16 protein-coding genes are annotated in these 17,947 nt (G+C 72.3%); 5 read left to right on the top strand and 11 right to left on the bottom strand.

Features of this window, described 5'->3' with window-relative positions; all coding sequences use genetic code 11:
* Nucleotides 1-52: 52 nt before the first annotated feature.
* The gene (locus tag ABD358_RS15870; protein ID WP_344631657.1) at nucleotides 53-403 is read right to left on the bottom strand and encodes a hypothetical protein; all 351 of its coding nucleotides are present in this window, start codon (nucleotides 401-403) and stop codon (nucleotides 53-55) included.
* Between the two features lie 90 nt (nucleotides 404-493).
* On the bottom strand, nucleotides 494-1,468 hold the full coding sequence (locus ABD358_RS15865; protein WP_425576344.1) for a heme o synthase: 975 nt from the start codon (nucleotides 1,466-1,468) through the stop codon (nucleotides 494-496).
* Nucleotides 1,469-1,987: 519 nt separating this feature from the next.
* Here ABD358_RS15865 and tkt point away from each other — a divergent pair.
* The 5 genes from tkt (at nucleotide 1,988) to pgl (ending at nucleotide 8,712) form a co-directional block, all read left to right on the top strand.
* Entirely contained in the window at nucleotides 1,988-4,066 is a 2,079-nt protein-coding gene (gene tkt, locus ABD358_RS15860) for a transketolase (RefSeq protein ID WP_344631655.1), read from the top strand.
* A 65-nt stretch (nucleotides 4,067-4,131) separates the two neighbouring features.
* The gene (gene tal, locus ABD358_RS15855; protein ID WP_344631654.1) at nucleotides 4,132-5,250 is read left to right on the top strand and encodes a transaldolase; all 1,119 of its coding nucleotides are present in this window, start codon (nucleotides 4,132-4,134) and stop codon (nucleotides 5,248-5,250) included.
* Nucleotides 5,247-6,782, top strand: a complete 1,536-nt coding sequence (gene zwf, locus ABD358_RS15850) for a glucose-6-phosphate dehydrogenase (protein ID WP_344631653.1) — start codon at nucleotides 5,247-5,249, stop codon at nucleotides 6,780-6,782. The genes tal and zwf overlap by 4 nt, the downstream gene beginning before the upstream one ends.
* The gene (opcA, locus tag ABD358_RS15845; RefSeq protein WP_344631652.1) at nucleotides 6,779-7,879 is read left to right on the top strand and encodes a glucose-6-phosphate dehydrogenase assembly protein OpcA; all 1,101 of its coding nucleotides are present in this window, start codon (nucleotides 6,779-6,781) and stop codon (nucleotides 7,877-7,879) included. The genes zwf and opcA overlap by 4 nt, the downstream gene beginning before the upstream one ends.
* 62 nt (nucleotides 7,880-7,941) lie before the next feature.
* A complete protein-coding gene (gene pgl, locus ABD358_RS15840) occupies nucleotides 7,942-8,712 on the top strand; it encodes a 6-phosphogluconolactonase (RefSeq protein ID WP_344631666.1) in 771 nt (256 codons plus the stop codon).
* A 106-nt stretch (nucleotides 8,713-8,818) separates the two neighbouring features.
* Here the strand turns inward: pgl and pgi are convergent, their stop codons facing one another.
* From pgi to rapZ, 9 genes are all read right to left on the bottom strand, one after another.
* Nucleotides 8,819-10,471 carry a glucose-6-phosphate isomerase gene (pgi, locus tag ABD358_RS15835; RefSeq protein WP_344631651.1) on the bottom strand — a complete coding sequence of 551 codons (1,653 nt, stop codon included), beginning with the start codon at nucleotides 10,469-10,471 and terminating at the stop codon, nucleotides 8,819-8,821.
* Between the two features lie 77 nt (nucleotides 10,472-10,548).
* Entirely contained in the window at nucleotides 10,549-10,884 is a 336-nt protein-coding gene (locus ABD358_RS15830; protein WP_344631650.1) for an RNA polymerase-binding protein RbpA, read from the bottom strand.
* A gap of 162 nt (nucleotides 10,885-11,046) precedes the next feature.
* Nucleotides 11,047-11,283, bottom strand: a complete 237-nt coding sequence (secG, locus tag ABD358_RS15825; RefSeq protein ID WP_344631649.1) for a preprotein translocase subunit SecG — start codon at nucleotides 11,281-11,283, stop codon at nucleotides 11,047-11,049.
* A gap of 154 nt (nucleotides 11,284-11,437) precedes the next feature.
* On the bottom strand, nucleotides 11,438-12,214 hold the full coding sequence (gene tpiA / locus ABD358_RS15820; protein WP_344631648.1) for a triose-phosphate isomerase: 777 nt from the start codon (nucleotides 12,212-12,214) through the stop codon (nucleotides 11,438-11,440).
* Between the two features lie 143 nt (nucleotides 12,215-12,357).
* Complete coding sequence (locus ABD358_RS15815) at nucleotides 12,358-13,563, bottom strand: phosphoglycerate kinase (protein WP_344631647.1); 1,206 nt, start codon at nucleotides 13,561-13,563, stop codon at nucleotides 12,358-12,360.
* 147 nt (nucleotides 13,564-13,710) lie between these two features.
* Entirely contained in the window at nucleotides 13,711-14,715 is a 1,005-nt protein-coding gene (gene gap / locus ABD358_RS15810; protein ID WP_344631646.1) for a type I glyceraldehyde-3-phosphate dehydrogenase, read from the bottom strand.
* Between the two features lie 253 nt (nucleotides 14,716-14,968).
* The gene (gene whiA / locus ABD358_RS15805) at nucleotides 14,969-15,946 is read right to left on the bottom strand and encodes a DNA-binding protein WhiA (protein WP_344631645.1); all 978 of its coding nucleotides are present in this window, start codon (nucleotides 15,944-15,946) and stop codon (nucleotides 14,969-14,971) included.
* The gene (locus ABD358_RS15800) at nucleotides 15,937-16,959 is read right to left on the bottom strand and encodes a gluconeogenesis factor YvcK family protein (protein WP_425576343.1); all 1,023 of its coding nucleotides are present in this window, start codon (nucleotides 16,957-16,959) and stop codon (nucleotides 15,937-15,939) included. Before ABD358_RS15800 ends, whiA begins: the two co-directional genes overlap by 10 nt.
* Complete coding sequence (rapZ, locus tag ABD358_RS15795) at nucleotides 16,956-17,924, bottom strand: RNase adapter RapZ (RefSeq protein ID WP_425576342.1); 969 nt, start codon at nucleotides 17,922-17,924, stop codon at nucleotides 16,956-16,958. The genes ABD358_RS15800 and rapZ overlap by 4 nt, the downstream gene beginning before the upstream one ends.
* Between the last annotated feature and the right edge of the window lie 23 nt (nucleotides 17,925-17,947).

The following is a 17,947-nucleotide window of genomic DNA, read 5'->3' as shown; positions in this document are numbered from 1 at the left end:
GCCGGGCCGGAGCCCTTCGGCTCCGGCCCGGCTCCGTGCTCCGGGGGCGGTCTCAGCGGTCCCTCGGGCCGCCGAGCTGGATGCCGGCCATCCGCTCCCACTCGTAGGGGCCGGTGCGGATGCGGGCGGCGAGGTCGCCGTCGAGGGCCTCGTGGAGGGTGACCCCGGCCTTCTCGGCGGCCTGCTCCGCGACCTCCCGCGAGGGAGCCACCAGGTCGCCCCAGCCGCCGTCGGCGCCGACGAGGACGAGGCGCACACCGCGCTGCCCGATGTAGGCGATCTGGCCGTCGGCGCTGCCGCCGCGCTCCTTGGCGAACGCGGTGATCTCCTTGGCGAGCTTGGTCACCCGGCGCTGGGCCCCCGCGTCGGGCCGGGTCTCTTCCGCCTGCTGTGTCTTGGCCATGAACAGGATGCTACCCACGGGTAGATCACCTGGCGACCGGGGCCGCGCGTGGCCTGCGCCACTTGCGGCCCGCCCGCGACGGCGCGGGCGTCAGCGCAGGAAGGGGTCCACCGCCACCGCCACGAACAGCAGCGACACATAGGTGATGGACCAGTGGAACAGCCGCATCTCCTTGAGCTTCGCGCCCGTCACCCCGGCCTTGGCGCGGGCGTGGAGGGCATGGGCCTCCCACAGCCACCAGGCGCCCGCGACGCCCGCGACGAGCGGGTAGAACCAGCCGACGTACCCCAGCGGCCACAGGGACAGGGAGACGGCCACCATGACCCAGCTGTAGACCACGATCTGCCGGGCCACGGCCCGGTTGCCCGCGATCACCGGGAGCATCGGCACTCCGACGCGCGCGTAGTCGTCCTTGACCTTCATCGACAGCGGCCAGTAGTGCGGCGGCGTCCAGAAGAAGATGACCAGGAAGAGGACGACGGCGGCCCAGCTGACCTCGTTCTTCACCGACGACCAGCCGATGAGGACCGGCATGCAGCCCGCGATGCCGCCCCAGACGATGTTCTGGGCGGTGCGCCGCTTGAGGATCATCGTGTAGACGACGACGTAGAACAGCAGCGCGCCCAGGGAGAGGGCGGCCGAGAGCCAGTTGACCAGCAGACCGAACCACAGGGTGGAGACCACGGCCAGGACCAGGCCGAAGACCAGCCCCTCCCTCGGCGAGACGATCCCCGTCACCAGCGGACGCCGCTCGGTGCGGTGCATCAGGGCGTCGATGTCCCGGTCGATGTACATGTTCAGCGCGTTGGCGCCGCCCGCCGACAGGTAGCCGCCCACGCAGGTGGCCAGGACCAGCCACAGGTCGGGGACGCCCTGCTCGGCGAGGAACATCACCGGAATGGTGGTGATCAGCAGCAGTTCGATGATCCGCGGCTTGGTCAGCGCCACGAAGCCCTTGACACGGGCTCCGAGCGGCCGGCGCACCGGGCTCGCTTCGAGCTCCCCCACGGCCCTCCGGGAGTGGGCGGTATCCCCACCCGCGGGACGGGATTCGACGGCCGTCACGGACACCCCTGATCACAATGCGACAAGCGCGGCTCGCGCCGCGTGGGAACAGACGGGCCACGGCCGGAGGATCCGGACACGACCCGCGCGTACCACGCCACTGTAGACGCTGGCCATATGCCGCTCCGCCCCGGGGTGGCCCGTGTTGGTGTACGCCACACCCGGACCACGCGCGCACCGCACCCGGAGGGGGCGGCTCCGGGGCCGCCGCGCGGCGGCCCCGGAGCCGTCCCGGCGCGTGTCACGGAGCGTGAGGACGGTCCTCGCGGGACGACCTCGCTCATGTGCGCTCCGTGGTCGTCAAACGCGTCGCTCATGTGCGCTCCGTGGTCATCACATGCCCGCCGGACCCCGGGCGCGCACCCGGTTTGAGGTGTTTCGCACACCGGCCCCTTCGGCCCCTCATCCAAAGGATGAGCGGCCGAAAAGGGGGAACACCGGCGGGGGTACGCTCGACAGCGCCCGGTGTGATCCAACCGACACCGGCCTTCGACATGTGGAGAGGAGCCCTGACTCAGGGTGAGCACCAAGCCGACCACCACAGACCTCGAGTGGACCGAACTGGACCGGCGGGCTGTCGACACCGCCCGGGTTCTGGCCATGGACGCCGTACAGAAAGTCGGCAACGGCCATCCGGGTACGGCCATGAGCCTGGCCCCCGCGGCGTACCTGCTCTTCCAGAAGCTGATGCGGCACGATCCGTCGGACGCGCGATGGGCCGGCCGGGACCGGTTCGTCCTCTCCCCGGGCCACACCAGCCTGACGCTCTACATCCAGCTCTACCTGTCCGGCTACGGCCTGGAGCTGGACGACCTGAAGGCATTCCGCACCTGGGGCAGCAAGACCCCCGGCCACCCGGAGTACGGCCACACGGTCGGCGTCGAGACCACCACCGGCCCGCTGGGGCAGGGCATCGCCAACGCCGTGGGCATGGCGATGGCCGCCCGCTACGAGCGGGGGCTGTTCGACCCGGACGCCGCTCCCGGCACCTCCCCCTTCGACCACACCATCTGGGCGATCGTCTCCGACGGCGACCTGGAGGAGGGCATCTCCGCCGAGGCGTCCTCGCTGGCCGGCCACCAGAAGCTGGGCAACCTCGTCGCCCTGTACGACGACAACCACATCTCCATCGAGGGCGACACCGCGACCGCGCTGTCCGAGGACGTCCTGAAGCGGTACGAGGCGTACGGCTGGCACGTCCAGCGCATCGAGCAGGCGCCCAACGGCGACTTCGACGTGCAGGCGCTGTACGCGGCCCTGAAGGCGGCGCGGGAGGAGACCGGGCGTCCTTCGATCATCGCCGCCCGCACGATCATCGCCTGGCCCGCGCCGAACGCCCAGAACACCGAGGCGTCGCACGGCTCGGCGCTGGGCGAGGAGGAGGTCGCCGCCACCAAGCGCGTGCTGGGCTTCGACCCGGAGAAGCACTTCGAGGTGGCCGACGAGGTTCTCGCCCACGCCCGCAAGGTGGTCGACCGGGGCCGCGAGGCGCGCGCCGAGTGGGACAAGCGGTTCGCCGAGTGGCGCGAGGCCAACCCCGAGCGCGCCGCCGAGTTCGACCGGATCGCCGCGGGGAAGCTCCCCGAGGGCTGGGAGAAGGCCCTGCCGGTCTTCCAGGCGGGCAAGGACGTGGCGACCCGCAAGGCGTCCGGCGCGGTGCTCAAGGCGCTGGGCGGCGTGCTCCCCGAGCTGTGGGGCGGCTCCGCCGACCTCGCGGGTTCCAACAACACCACGATCGACGCCTCGTCGTCCTTCCTGCCGGCGGACAACCCGCTGCCGGAGGCGAACCCCTACGGCCGCACGATCCACTTCGGCATCCGCGAGCACGCCATGGGCTCCACCATGAACGGCATCGCGCTGCACGGCAACACCCGGATCTACGGCGGCACGTTCCTGGTCTTCTCCGACTACATGCGTCCGGCGGTGCGGCTGGCGGCGCTGATGAAGCTGCCGGTCACCTACGTGTGGACGCACGACTCCATCGGCCTGGGCGAGGACGGGCCGACCCACCAGCCGGTGGAGCACCTGGCCGCGCTGCGCGCCATTCCGGGCCTGAACATGGTCCGCCCGGCCGACGCCAACGAGACGGCCATCGCCTGGCGCGAGATCATGCGCCGCCACAGCGAGCGCCCGGCCCCGCACGGCATCGCGCTGACCCGCCAGAACGTGCCGACCTACGAGCCGAACGAGGACGCCGCCCGCGGCGGCTACGTGCTGGCCGAGGCGGAGGGCGGCGAGCCGCGGGTGGTGATCATCGCCACCGGCTCCGAGGTGCAGCTGGCCGTCGCCGCCCGCGAGACCCTCCAGGCCGAGGGCGTTCCCACCCGGGTGGTGTCGATGCCGTGCCTGGAGTGGTTCGAGGAGCAGGAGCAGGAGTACCGCGACAGCGTGCTGCCGCCGTCGGTGAAGGCCCGCGTGGCGGTCGAGGCCGGTGTCGGGCTGACCTGGCACCGGTACGTCGGCGACGCCGGACGGATCGTCTCCCTGGAGCACTTCGGCGCCTCGGCCGACTACAAGGTGCTCTTCCGCGAGTTCGGACTGACCCCGGAGGCCGTCGTCGCCGCCGCCCGGGAATCGGTCGCCGCCGCCGCGAGCTGACACCGACGGGACGCCGCAGGCGCCACCGGGCACCACTAGGCAGAGAATCAGGAGATGCATTTCCCATGACAGACGCACTCAAGCGCCTCACGGACGAAGGCGTGGCGATCTGGCTGGACGACCTGTCGCGCCAGCGCATCACGTCCGGCAACCTCGCCGAGCTGCTCGACGAGCAGCACGTCGTGGGCGTCACCACCAACCCGTCGATCTTCCAGAAGGCCATCTCCGAGGGGCACGGCTACGACCAGCAGCTCTCCGACCTGGCCTCGCGCGGCGTGACGGTGGAGGAGGCCATCCGGATGATCACCACCGCCGACGTCCGGGACGCCGCCGACGTGCTGCGCCCGGTGTTCGACGCCACCGGCGGTCTGGACGGCCGGGTCTCCATCGAGGTGGACCCGCGGCTGGCCCACGCCACGCAGCCGACGGTCGCCGAGGCCAAGCAGCTCGCCTGGCTGGTGGACCGCCCCAACACCTTCATCAAGATCCCGGCCACCCGCGCCGGCCTCCCGGCGATCACGGAGACCATCGCCTCGGGCATCAGCGTCAACGTCACGCTGATCTTCTCCATCGAGCGCTACCGGATGGTGATGGACGCCTACGTCGCGGGTCTGGAGAAGGCCAGGGAGAAGGGCCTGGACCTGTCCAAGATCCACTCCGTGGCGTCGTTCTTCGTCTCCCGGGTGGACACCGAGATCGACAAGCGCCTGACCGCCCTGGGCACCGACGAGGCCCTGGCGCTCAAGGGCAGGGCGGCGCTGGCCAACGCCCGGCTGGCCTACCAGGCGTACGAGGAGGTCGTCGCCTCCGACCGCTGGACGTCCCTGGAGGCCGCCGGCGCCAACCGGCAGCGTCCGCTGTGGGCCTCCACCGGCGTGAAGGACCCGGCCTACCCCGACACCCTCTACGTCACCGAGCTGGTCGCCCCCGGCACCGTGAACACCATGCCGGAGGCCACCCTGAAGGCCGTCGCCGACCACGGCGAGGTCACGGGCGACACGGTGCGCGGCACCTACGAGCAGGCCCGCGCCGACCTCGACGCGATCGCCAAGCTCGGCATCGACTACGACGAGGTCGTCGAGCTGCTGGAGGTGGAGGGCGTCGAGAAGTTCGAGAAGGCCTGGAACGACCTGCTGGCCTCCACCGAGGCCGAGCTGAAGCGTCTCGCCCCGAAGGAGGCATGACGCAGGTGACCAGCGCAGCCAACCCGCTGCGTGACGCACAGGACCGGCGGCTCCCGCGCATCGCGGGGCCGTCGGGCCTGGTGATCTTCGGCGTCACGGGCGATCTGTCACGGAAAAAGCTGATGCCGGCGGTGTACGACCTCGCCAACCGGGGTCTGCTGCCCCCGGGGTTCTCCCTGATCGGCTTCGCCCGCCGCGACTGGGAGGACCAGGACTTCTGCCAGGTCGTGCACGACTCCGTCAAGCAGTACGCCCGCACCCCCTTCCGCGAGGAGGTCTGGCGGCAGCTCGGCGAGGGCATGCGGTTCGTGCCCGGCGTCTTCGACGACGACGACGCCTTCCGCTCCCTGAAGGCGACCATCGAGGACCTGGACAAGACGCGCGGCACCGGCGGCAACTTCGCCTTCTACCTCTCGGTGCCCCCGAAGTTCTTCCCCACGGTCCTCCAGCAGCTCAAGAAGCACGGGCTGACCGACGCCCCGGAGGGCTCCTGGCGCCGCGCGGTCATCGAGAAGCCCTTCGGCCACGACCTGGCCAGCGCGCAGGAGCTGAACCAGGTCGTCCACCGGGTCTTCCGCCAGTCCGACGTCTTCCGGATCGACCACTACCTGGGCAAGGAGACCGTCCAGAACATCCTGGCGCTGCGCTTCGCCAACACGATGTTCGAGCCGCTGTGGAACCGCTCCTACGTCGACCACGTGCAGATCACGATGGCCGAGGACATCGGGATCGGCGGCCGCGCGGGCTACTACGACGGCATCGGCGCGGCGCGCGACGTCATCCAGAACCACCTGCTCCAGCTGCTGGCCCTGACCGCCATGGAGGAGCCCTCCTCCTTCGACGCCAAGGCGCTGGTCACCGAGAAGCTGAAGGTGCTCAACGCCGTGCGGCTGCCGAAGGACCTGGGCCGCTACACCGTGCGCGGACAGTACCAGGCCGGCTGGCAGGGCGGCCGGAGGGTGCCCGGCTACCTGGAGGAGGAGGGCATCGACCCCGCCTCCCGGACCGACACCTACGCCGCCATCAAGCTGGAGATCGACAACCGCCGCTGGGCGGGCGTCCCCTTCTACCTGCGCACCGGCAAGCGGCTGGGCCGCCGGGTGACCGAGATCGCGGTGGTCTTCCAGCGCGCCCCCTACTCCCCCTTCGACGCCACCGACACCCGGGAACTGGGCCAGAACGCCCTGGTCATCCGGGTGCAGCCGGACGAGGGCGTCACGATCCGGTTCGGCTCCAAGGTGCCCGGCACCTCGATGGAGATCCGGGACGTGACGATGGACTTCGCCTACGGCGAGTCCTTCACCGAGTCCAGCCCCGAGGCGTACGAACGGCTCATCCTGGACGTCCTGCTGGGCGACGCCAACCTCTTCCCCCGGCACCAGGAGGTCGAGCGGTCCTGGGAGATCCTCGACCCCGTCGAGGAGTACTGGGAGGCGCACGGCAGGCCCGAGCCGTACACCGCCGGGACCTGGGGTCCACAGGCGGCCGACGAGATGCTCGCACGCGACGGACGGAGCTGGCGGCGGCCATGAACATCGACCTCACGGACACCACGTCCGGCCAGATCAACGCCGCTCTGGTGCAGGCGCGGCGGGCGATGGGCAGCCCGGCCATCGGCATGGTGCTCACGCTCGTGATCGTGACGGACGAGGGCAGCCACTACGACGCGCTGAAGGCCGCCAACGAGGCGTCCAAGGAGCACCCCTCGCGGATCCTGGTCGTCATCCGGCGCCCGGGGCGCTCCCCCCGGGACCGCGCCATGGCGCGGCTCGACGCCGAGGTGCGGCTGGGCGGCGACACCGGCACCGGGGAGACGGTCCTGCTGCGGCTCCACGGCGAGCTGGCCCCCCACGCCCACAGCGTCGTGCTGCCGCTGCTGCTGCCGGACGCCCCGGTCGTCGTCTGGTGGCCCGCCGACGCGCCCGAGTACCCCTCGAAGGACCCGCTGGGCGCCCTCGCCCAGCGCCGGATCACCGACGCGGCGGAGACCGAGGACCCGGTCGCCACCCTCGGCCGGCGCGCCGACACCTACGCGCCCGGCGACACCGACCTGGCCTGGACCCGCATCACCCTGTGGCGCAGCGTGCTGGCCGCCGCACTGGACCAGAAGCAGGCCCGGATCACCGGGGCGGAGGTCCGGGGCGAGGAGTACAACCCCAGCAACGAGCTGCTGGCGCTCTGGCTCGCCGACCGGCTGGAGGTCCCCGTGGACCGCACGGTCTCCGACGGCCCGGGCCTCACGGCCGTCCGGCTGGTGACGGACGAGGGCGACATCTGCCTGACCCGCGGCGACGGCGCGCTGGCGAAGCTGTCCGTACCCGGCCAGCCCGACCGGAACGTGGCCCTCCACCGGCGTTCCACGGCCGAGCTGATCGCGGAGGAACTGCGGCGGCTGGACCCGGACGAGACCTACGCCCGGGCGGTCCGCCTGGGCGTCGACCGGCTGCACGCCCCCGGGCCGACGGCGGCGGAGTCCACGGCGGAGCCCGCCGGGGACGCCGGGCAGGAGGCCGGGACCGGCGGGAAGAAGGCCGGGCGGAACGGCGGGGCGGCAGCGGAGAGCCCCGGCGAGGCGGTCGTGGACCGGTCCGGCGGGTCCGGCGGCAAGGGGAAGGGGAAGGCCCGGTGACCGTCCCCGGACAGGCTCCTTCCCGGCCCCCGCGGGTCGTCGTCCACCCCGACAAGGAGCGGATGGCCCGGGCCACGGCGGCACGTCTGATCACCGCCCTGGCCGACGCCCAGACCGCCCGCGGCGGCGCGTCCGTCGTGCTGACCGGGGGCCGCAACGGCAACGCCCTGCTGGCGGCCCTGGCCCAGGCGCCGGGCCGGGACGGCGTGGACTGGTCCCGCGTCGACCTGTGGTGGGGCGACGAGCGGTTCCTGCCCGACGGCGACCCGGACCGCAATCACACCCAGGCGCGCGAGGCGTTCCTGGACGCGGTCCCGCTGGACCCGGCGCGCGTCCACCCGATGCCCGCCTCCGACGGGCCGTACGGCGCCGACGCGGCGTCCGCCGCCGCGGCGTACGCGGCCGAGCTGGCCGAGGCTGCGAGCGCCGGGAACACCGGGAACACTGCGAGCGCCGGGAACGCCGGGAACACTGCCGCGCCCCGGGTGCCGGCCTTCGACGTCCTGCTGCTGGGGCTGGGCCCGGACACCCATGTCGCCTCCCTCTTCCCCGGGCACCCGGCCGTACGGGAGGAGGAGCGCACGGTGGTCGGCGTCCTGGAGGCCCCCAAACCGCCGCCGACCCGGATCTCCCTCACGCTCCCGGCCCTGCGGGCGGCCCGGGAGGTCTGGCTGCTGGCGGCCGGCGAGGACAAGGCGGAGGCGGTCGCCGCCGCGCTGGAGGGCGCGGATCCGCTGCGCACCCCCGCCTCCGGCGCCCGGGGCCGCGAGCGCACCCTGTGGATCCTCGACGAGGCGGCGGCGGCCCGTCTCCCCGCCTCCGCGCGGGAGTGACCGGGCCCGGCCGGAGGAGACGGCCGGGCCCCAAGCGGCGGCCCCGCTCCCGTGACGGGAGCGGGGCCGCCGTCCGTGTTCCGACGGTGCGGGCCCGTCGTGGGCGTCAGCGGCCGCGCAGCGCCCGGTAGCGGGCCGCCAGGGCCGAGGTGGAGGCGTCCAGCCCCTCCACCCGCGCGCCCTCGGTCAGCGCGGGCTCGATGCGCTTGGCGAGGGCCTTGCCCAGTTCCACGCCCCACTGGTCGAAGGAGTTGACGTTCCAGACCGCGCCCTGGACGAACACCTTGTGCTCGTACAGCGCGACGAGCTGCCCCAGCACCGACGGGGTCAGTTCGGCGGCCAGGATCGTCGTGGTGGGGCGGTTGCCCCGGAACGTGCGGTGCGGCACCTGCTCCTCCCCGACGCCCTCCGCGCGGACCTCCTCCTCGGTCTTGCCGAAGGCCAGGGCCTGGCCCTGGGCGAAGAGGTTGGCCATCAGCAGGTCGTGCTGGGCCGCGAGCGCGGGCGGCAGGGTGTCCACCGGCCGGGCGAAGCCGATCAGGTCCGCGGGAATCAGCTTGGTGCCCTGGTGGAGGAGCTGGAAGTAGGCGTGCTGGCCGTTGGTGCCGGGGGTGCCCCAGACCACCGGGCCGGTCTGCCAGTCCACCGGCTCGCCCCGCCGGTCGACCGACTTGCCGTTGGACTCCATGTCGAGCTGCTGGAGGTAGGCGGTGAACTTCGACAGGTAGTGGCTGTAGGGCAGCACGGCGTGCGACTGCGCGTCGAAGAAGGAGCCGTACCAGACGCCCAGCAGGCCCAGCAGCAGCGGGGCGTTCTCCTCGGGCGGCGCGGTGCGGAAGTGCTCGTCGACGGTGCGGAAGCCGTCCAGCATCTCGTGGAAGCGGTCCGGGCCGATGGCGATCATCAGCGACAGGCCGATGGCCGAGTCGTAGGAGTAGCGCCCGCCGACCCAGTCCCAGAACTCGAACATGTTGGCCGTGTCGATGCCGAACTTCGCGACCGCCTCGGTGTTGGTCGACAGCGCCACGAAGTGCCGGGCCACCGCGTCCTCGCCGGCGCCCAGGCCCTGGAGCAGCCAGTCCTTGGCCGAGGTGGCGTTGGTGATGGTCTCGATCGTGGTGAAGGTCTTGGAGGCGACGACGAACAGCGTCTCGGCCGGGTCCAGGTCCCGCAGCGCCTCGTACAGGTCGGCGCCGTCCACGTTGGACACGAAGCGGACGTCCAACTCCCGGTCGGTGTAGGCGCGCAGCGCCTCGTAGGCCATGGCGGGCCCCAGGTCGGAACCGCCGATGCCGATGTTGACGACGTTCCTGATCCGCCTGCCGGTGTGGCCGGTCCACTCCCCGGCGCGCACCCTGCGGGCGAAGTCGGACATCCTGTCGAGCACGGCGTGCACCGCGGGGACGACGTTCTCCCCGTCCACCTCGATCACCGCGTCCCGCGGGGCCCTCAGGGCGGTGTGGAGCACGGCCCGCCGCTCCGTGGTGTTGATCCTCTCGCCGCGGAACATCGCGTCCCGCAGCCCGGCGACGCCGGCGGCCTCGGCCAGCTCGCGCAGCAGACGCAGCGTCTCGTCGGTGACCAGGTTCTTGGAGTAGTCCAGGTACAGGTCCCCCACCTGGACGCCGTACCGCTCGCCTCGCCGTGGGTCCTCGGCGAACAGCTCTCGCAGGTGCACCTCGCCCAGTTCCTCGCGGTGCCTGGCCAGCGCCTGCCACTGCGGCATACGGTCGAGCCTTCCGCGGCCTTCAGCGTTCATCTGCGAACTCAGTCCACTTCTCTCGTGACGAACCCCGCCGCGTCCCAACCTAATGGAACGACGGCCCGTTCGCGCGGTCAGATCTCGCCGCGGAGCTTGGCCAGCGCCTCGGCGAGGATCGCCTCGCCGTCGGCGTCGCTGCGTCGCTCGCGCACGTACGCCAGGTGCGTCTTGTACGGCTCGGTGCGCGGCGGGTCCGGTGGGTTGTCCCGATCCTTGCCGGCCGGGAAACCACAGCGCGGACAGTCCCAGGTCTCCGGGATCTGCGCGTCACTGGCGAAGCTGGGCCGGGTCTCATGCCCGTTCGAGCACCAGAAGGGGATGCGGATGCGCGGCGCGGACTCGCCCCGCTCGGCCTCTCCCATCGGCCCCGCTCCGACCCGGCTTCCCCGAATCGCGTTGCCACTTGCCACGGTCGTAACTCCCTGCCTCATGATGCCGCGGAGCATCGACAGGCGGCTCCGCTGCGGGTGCCCCAGTGTACGTAGGGCCCAACGCACGTCCACGGACCGGAGTTACCGCTCCCGGGCCCGTTGGACGCGAGCCACATGATAGGCCGGGAAAGCCGGACCGCGTCAGGAGTCGAGCTTCATCAGAATGCCGAGCGCGACGATGATGGCGAACCAGATCAGGCCCACCACGACCGTGATGCGGTCGAGGTTGCGCTCGGCGACCGAGGAGCCGCCGACGGTGGACTGCATGCCGCCGCCGAACATGTCGGAGAGGCCGCCGCCCTTTCCCTTGTGCATCAGCACGAGCAGCATCAGCAGCAGGCTGAAGACGACGAGGGCGATGGAGAACCCCATGATCACGGCTGGACCAACTCTCTCGGACGGATGACTGTGGAAAACTCTGGGGACTTGCAGGGTACGGGGCCGGGAGGCGCTGGTGTGCCCGCTCCCGGCCCCGACAGGGTACGACGTGCGCGGCCCGCCGTCACCGGCCGCCGGTCGCGTTGCCGGTCCGCTACTGGTCGCGGAAGCGGACGATCCTCACGAACTCGTCCACGTCCAGCGAGGCTCCGCCGACCAGCGCGCCGTCCACGTCGGGCTGCGCCATGATCGCGGCGACGTTCCCCGCCTTCACCGATCCGCCGTACTGGATGCGGGCCGAGTCGGCCGTCTCCCGGCCGTACAGCTCGGCCAGCCGGCCGCGGACGGCGCCGCACACCTCCTGGGCGTCCTCGGGGGTGGCGACCTCGCCGGTGCCGATGGCCCACACCGGCTCGTAGGCGATGACGATGCCCGCCACCTGCTCGGCGGGGACGCCGTCGAGCGCGCCGTCCACCTGGGCGAGCGTGTGCGCGACCTGGTTGCCCGCCTTGCGGACGTCCAGGCCCTCGCCGACGCACAGGATCGGCGTCAGACCGTGCTTGTAGGCGGCCTTGACCTTGGCGTTGCACAGCTCGTCGGTCTCGTTGTGGTACTGGCGCCGCTCGGAGTGGCCGATCACCGCGTAGGTGCAGTTCAGCTTGGCGAGCATGGCGCCGGAGACCTCTCCGGTGTACGCGCCGGAGTCGTGCGCCGAGATGTCCTGGGCTCCGTAGCGGATCCTCAGCTTGTCGCCGTCGACCAGGGTCTGCACCGAGCGCAGGTCGGTGAAGGGGGGCAGGACCGCGACCTCGACGGCCTCGTGGTCCTTGTCGTTCAGCGCGAAGGCGAGCTTCTGGACGTGGGCGATGGCCTCGAGGTGGTTGAGGTTCATCTTCCAGTTGCCCGCCATCAGCGGGGTGCGGGTTGCCATGTGGAGGGCCTTTCAGTTCGCTCCGCCGCGGCGGCGGTCCGTGTCGCCGTCGCCTGCGCGGCGGGAGGGTGCGGGCATCGCGGTCGTCTGCGGCCCGGCGGCCGCGCGGGCTCCCCCGGCCGCCGCCGGGGGGTGCGCCCGGCTCACGAGTCCTCCAGCGCCGCGAGACCGGGGAGCGTCTTGCCCTCCAGGTACTCGAGGCTGGCGCCGCCGCCGGTCGAGATGTGGCCGAAGGCCTTCTCGTCGAAGCCGAGGATGCGGACGGCCGCGGCGGAGTCGCCGCCGCCGACGACGGTGAAGGCCGGGCTGTCGGTCAGCGCCCGGGCGACGGCCCGGGTGCCGTCGGCGTAGTCCGGGTGCTCGAAGACGCCCATCGGGCCGTTCCAGAAGACGGTGGCGGCGTCGGCGAGCTTCGAGGCGTACAGCTCGCGGCTGCGCGGGCCGATGTCCAGGCCCATCAGGTCGGCCGGGATGGCGTCCGCGGCGACGGTGACGGGGTCGGTCGGGGCCTTGGCCGCCAGGTCCGGGAACTCGGCGGCGGCCACGACGTCCACCGGCAGGACGAACTCCACGCCGCGCTCCCGCGCGCGCTCCAGGTACTCCCGGACGGCCGGGATCTGGTCCTCCTGGAGCAGCGAGGCGCCGATCTCGTGCCCCTGGGCCTTGAGGAAGGTGTACGCCATGCCGCCGCCGACGAGGATCCGGTCGGCGCGCTCCAGCAGGTGCTCGATGACGCCGAGCTTGTCGGAGACCTTGGCGCCGCCGAGGACGACCGCGTACGGGCGCTTCACGTCCTCGGTGAGCCTGCGCAGGACGCCGACCTCGGTGGCGATGAGGTCGCCGGCGGCGTGGGGCAGCCGCGCCGGGAGGTCGTAGACGGAGGCGTGCCTGCGGTGCACGGCGCCGAAGCCGTCGCCGACGTAGAGGTCGGCGAGGGCGGCGAGGCTGTCGGCGAAGGCGCCCCGCTCGGCGTCGTCCTTGCTGGTCTCGCCGGGGTTGAAGCGGAGGTTCTCCAGCACCGCGACCCGGCCGTCGCCGAGGGCGGCGACGGTGGACTTCGCGGAGTCCCCGACGGTGTCGGTGGCGAACTCGACCCGGGCGTCGAGGAGTTCGCCCAGCCGCTTCGCGACGGGGGCGAGGGAGAACGTCGGGTCGGGGGCGCCCTTGGGGCGGCCCAGGTGGGAGGCGACGATCACCTTGGCGCCGGCCTCGGCCAGCTTGGTGATCGTCGGGAGGGCGGCGCGGATGCGTCCGTCGTCGGTGATCGTCCCGCCGTCGAGCGGAACGTTCAGGTCGGCGCGGACGAAGACCCGCCTGCCCGCGACCTGGAGGTCGTCGATCGTCTTCATGTACGGCTCCGTAGTGGTCCCTGGAGTGGTCCGTGGGGTGGATCGGTCGCGGGAGAGGGCCCGCAGGAACGCGGCGTCGCGCCCTGCGAGCCCTCTCCTCTCACAGTCTTCCGTGCCCTTGTCCGCCGGACGGCGGCCGGGCAGCGGTCAGAGCCGCTCGCCGACGTAGACGGTCAGGTCCACGAGGCGGTTGGAGTAGCCCCACTCGTTGTCGTACCAGCCGACGACCTTGACCTGCTTGCCCTGAACCATGGTCAGGGAGGAGTCGAAGGTGCAGGAGGCCGGCCAGTTGACGATGTCCGAGGAGACGATCGGGTCCTCGGTGTACTCCAGGATGCCCTTCAGCTGGCCCTCGGCGGCCTTCTGGAAGGCGTTGTTGACCTCGTCCTTGGTGACCTCGCGGTCGAGCTCCAGCACGAGGTCGGTGACCGAGCCGGTCGGGACGGGCACGCGCATGGCGATGCCGTCCAGCTTGCCCTTGAGCTGCGGCAGGACGAGGGCGGTGGCCTTGGCGGCGCCGGTCGAGGTGGGGATGATGTTCTCGGCGGCGGCGCGGGCGCGGCGCAGGTCCTTGTGCGGGAAGTCCAGGATGCGCTGGTCGTTGGTGTAGGCGTGAACGGTCGTCATCATCCCCTTGACGATGCCGAAGTTCTCGTCCATGACCTTCGCCATCGGCGCCACGCAGTTGGTGGTGCAGGAGGCGTTGGAGACGACGTGGTGCTTCTCCGGGTCGTAGGCCTCGTGGTTGACGCCCATGACGACGGTGATGTCCTCGTTCTTGGCCGGGGCCGAGATCAGGACCTTCTTCGCACCGGCCGCCAGGTGCTTGGCGGCGTCGTCGCGCTTGGTGAAGATGCCGGTGGACTCGATGACGATGTCGGCGCCCAGGTCGCCCCACGGGAGGGCGGCCGGGTCGCGCTCGGCCATCGTCTTGAAGGTCTTGCCGCCCACCGTGATCGTGTCGGCGGTGTGACTGATGTCCTGCTTGAGGCGGCCCAGGATGCTGTCGTACTTCAGCAGGTGCGCCAGGGTCGCGTTGTCGGTCAGGTCGTTGACACCGACGATCTCGACATCCGCGCCCTGCTCCAGGAGCGCGCGGAAGTAGTTGCGACCGATACGGCCAAATCCGTTGATGCCTACGCGGATCGTCACGAACCGATCTCCTCGTTGGGTACGCCGGCGCGAGCACCGGCGAATGCTGTTAGGGACGTCCCCGACCACCTCCGACCCTACCGCGCCAGGGGCCCGGGAGTGACATCGGCCACCCTCCGGGCACGGTGTGGCGGACGGCCCGGGGATTCCCGGGTGTTCCCGTGGAGGCCCCCGCGAAACGCGAGGGAGCGGCGAGCAGGAGGGTGCGGGAGGGACGCGACAGCACTGCCGTGGCGACTGCCGTGGCGGCGGGTCAGCCGACCATCTCCTCCGTCAGGTTGGACTCGGTGCCCGGGATGCCCAGGTCGGCGGCGCGCTTGTCGGCCATGGCGAGCAGCCGCCGGATGCGGCCGGCGACCGCGTCCTTGGTCAGCGGCGGGTCGGCGAGCGCGCCCAGCTCCTCCAGGGAGGCCTGCTTGTGCTCCATCCGCAGCCGTCCGGCGGCGGCCAGGTGCTCGGGCACGTCGTCGCCCAGGATCTCCAGCGCGCGCTGCACACGGGCGCCCGCGGCGACGGCGGCGCGGGCCGAGCGGCGCAGGTTGGCGTCGTCGAAGTTGGCCAGGCGGTTGGCGGTGGCCCGCACCTCGCGGCGCAGCCGGCGCTCCTCCCAGGCGAGGACGGACTCGTGGGCGCCCAGCCGGGTGAGCAGCGCGCCGATGGCGTCCCCGTCGCGGACGACCACGCGGTCCACGCCCCGCACCTCGCGGGCCTTGGCGGCGATCTGGAGCCGCCGGGCCGCGCCGACGAGGGCCAGGGCGGCCTCGGGGCCGGGGCAGGTGATCTCCAGGGAGGAGGAGCGGCCGGGCTCGGTGAGCGAGCCGTGGGCCAGGAAGGCGCCGCGCCAGGCGGCCTCGGCGTCGCAGGTGGCTCCGGAGACCACCTGGGGCGGCAGGCCGCGCACGGGGCGGCCGCGGCCGTCGACCAGTCCGGTCTGCCGGGCGAGCTGGTCGCCGCCGGCCACCACCCGCACGACGTAGCGGCTGCCGCGGCGCAGTCCGCTGGGGGCCATCACCACCAGGTCGGAGGTGTGCCCGAAGATCTCCAGGATGTCCTTGCGCAGTCTGCGCGCGGCGATACTGGTGTCCAGCTCGGCCTCGATCACGATGCGCCCGCTCACCAGGTGCAGGCCGCCCGCGAACCTCAGGACCGACGAGACCTCCGCCTTCCGGCAGCAGGTCCGGGTGACGGGAAGCCGGGAGATCTCGTCCTTCACCGCTGCCGTCATCGCCATGGGCCGATCCTTCCATGCATTCGAAAAATACGGTCGTACGCGGCGGCCAGCAGTTCCGGGTCGTGCCGGGGCGGTCCTTCGCCGGCCGCGGCCACCGGAGCCAGCTCGACCGCGCCGCCGAGCCGCCGGGCGGCCTCGCGGAGGCCCTCCTCGTCGGGCACGGCGGCCCGGTCGGCCAGCACCACGTCGAAGGCGAGTTTAGGGGCGTGTCGTGCCAAAACCTCCAAATGACGCTGCGGGGAGAAACCGTCGGTCTCCCCCGGCTGCGGCGCGAGGTTGAGGGACAGCACCCGGCGCGCCCGGGTCTCGGTCAGCGCCTTGAGCAGTTCGGGCACCAGCAGGTGCGGGATCACCGAGGAGAACCAGGAGCCCGGGCCGAGCACCACCCAGTCCGCGTCGAGGACCGCCTCGACCGCCTCGGGGACGGCGGGCGGGTCGTGCGGGACCAGGTGCACCTGCTGCACCTCGCCGGGGGTGAGGGCGACGGTGGCCTGCCCGCGGACGGTGGTCACCTCGTCCGGGCGCGCCGGGTCGTGGCCGCGCACCAGCGCCCGCAGTTCCAGGGGGACGGCGGACATGGGCAGCACCCGGCCGTGGGCGCCCAGCAGTCTGCCGACCAGGTCGAGGGCCTGGACGTGGTCGCCGAGCTGCTCCCACAGGGCGACGATGAGGAGGTTGCCCACGGCGTGCCCGTGCAGCTCGCCCCCGCTGACGAAGCGGTGCTGGATGACCCGGGCCCAGGTCTGGCCCCACTCGTCGTCGCCGCACAGCGCGGCCAGGGCCTTGCGGAGGTCCCCGGGCGGCAGCACGTCCAGCTCGTCGCGGAGCCGCCCGCTGGAGCCGCCGTCGTCGGCGACGGTGACGACGGCGGTCAGGTCGCGGGTGATCCGGCGCAGCGCCGCCAGGGAGGCGGACAGGCCCATGCCCCCGCCGAGCGCCACCACTTTCGGGGTCCCTCCGCGGCTCGTGCGTGCGGTGACCAGACGCCGCAGCCGCCGGGTGCGGATGGTCACTCGCGTCCCATGTCGCGGTGGACGACGACGGTCTCGACGCCTTCGGAGGCCAGGCGGCGGGCGAGCTTCTCGGACATCGCGACGCTGCGGTGCTTGCCCCCGGTGCAGCCCACGGCGACGGTCACGTACCGCTTCCCCTCCCGCCGGTAGCCGGCGGCGATGAGCTGGAGCAGCTCCGCGTAGCGGTCCAGGAACTCCTTGGCGCCGGGCTGGTTGAAGACGTACTGGGCGACCTCCTCGTTGAGGCCGGTGTAGGGCCGCAGCCCGGGCACCCAGTGCGGGTTGGGCAGGAAGCGGCAGTCGACGACGAGGTCGGCGTCGACGGGGAGGCCGTACTTGTAGCCGAAGGACATCACGGTCGCCCGCAGCTCGGGCTCCTCCTCGCCGGCGAACTGGGCGTCGAGCTTGGCGCGCAGTTCGTGGACGTTGAGGGCGGAGGTGTCGATGACCAGGTCCGCGTCGCCGCGCAGTTCGCGCAGCAGGTCGCGCTCGGCGGCGATGCCGTCCACGATCCGCCCGTCGCCCTGGAGGGGGTGGGGGCGGCGCACCGACTCGAAGCGGCGCACCAGGGCCTCGTCGGACGCCTCCAGGAAGACGATCCGGCGGGTGACGCTCCTGGCGTCGAGGTCGGCGAGGGACTCGCGGAGGTTGTCGAAGAAGCGGCGCCCTCGGACGTCGACGACGACGGCGATCTTCGCGACGTTGCCCTGCGAGCGGGCGCCCAGGTCGACCATGGTGGGGATCAGGGCCGGCGGCAGGTTGTCCACCACGAACCAGCCGAGGTCCTCCAGGCACTTGGCGGCGGTGCTGCGGCCCGCGCCGGACATGCCGGAGATGATCACCAGTTCGGGGATGGCCGCGCTCCCCTCGCCCCCGGTGTCCGCGGCGTCGGCCGCCGCGCCCGGGGCCGTGCCCGCGTCCCTGACCGCACCCACCGTCGTTCCGTCTCCCGTCCGCTCGCTCATCCGCGCTCTCCCCCGATGGCTGC

Source organism: Streptomyces glaucosporus (genome assembly GCF_039533345.1).
GTDB classification, from domain to species: Bacteria; Actinomycetota; Actinomycetes; order Streptomycetales; family Streptomycetaceae; genus Streptomyces; species Streptomyces glaucosporus.
This window is presented reverse-complemented; position numbering and strand designations above follow the sequence as displayed.

Coding starts and splice junctions, on each gene's coding strand:
- ABD358_RS15870 (WP_344631657.1), bottom strand. CDS start 403: ATGGCCAAGACACAGCAGGCGGAAGAGACCCGGCCCGACGCGGGGGCC.
- tal (WP_344631654.1), top strand. CDS start 4,132: ATGACAGACGCACTCAAGCGCCTCACGGACGAAGGCGTGGCGATCTGG.
- zwf (WP_344631653.1), top strand. CDS start 5,247: ATGACGCAGGTGACCAGCGCAGCCAACCCGCTGCGTGACGCACAGGAC.
- opcA (WP_344631652.1), top strand. CDS start 6,779: ATGAACATCGACCTCACGGACACCACGTCCGGCCAGATCAACGCCGCT.
- pgl (WP_344631666.1), top strand. CDS start 7,942: ATGGCCCGGGCCACGGCGGCACGTCTGATCACCGCCCTGGCCGACGCC.
- pgi (WP_344631651.1), bottom strand. CDS start 10,471: ATGAACGCTGAAGGCCGCGGAAGGCTCGACCGTATGCCGCAGTGGCAG.
- tpiA (WP_344631648.1), bottom strand. CDS start 12,214: ATGGCAACCCGCACCCCGCTGATGGCGGGCAACTGGAAGATGAACCTC.
- ABD358_RS15815 (WP_344631647.1), bottom strand. CDS start 13,563: ATGAAGACGATCGACGACCTCCAGGTCGCGGGCAGGCGGGTCTTCGTC.
- whiA (WP_344631645.1), bottom strand. CDS start 15,946: ATGGCGATGACGGCAGCGGTGAAGGACGAGATCTCCCGGCTTCCCGTC.
- rapZ (WP_425576342.1), bottom strand. CDS start 17,924: ATGAGCGAGCGGACGGGAGACGGAACGACGGTGGGTGCGGTCAGGGAC.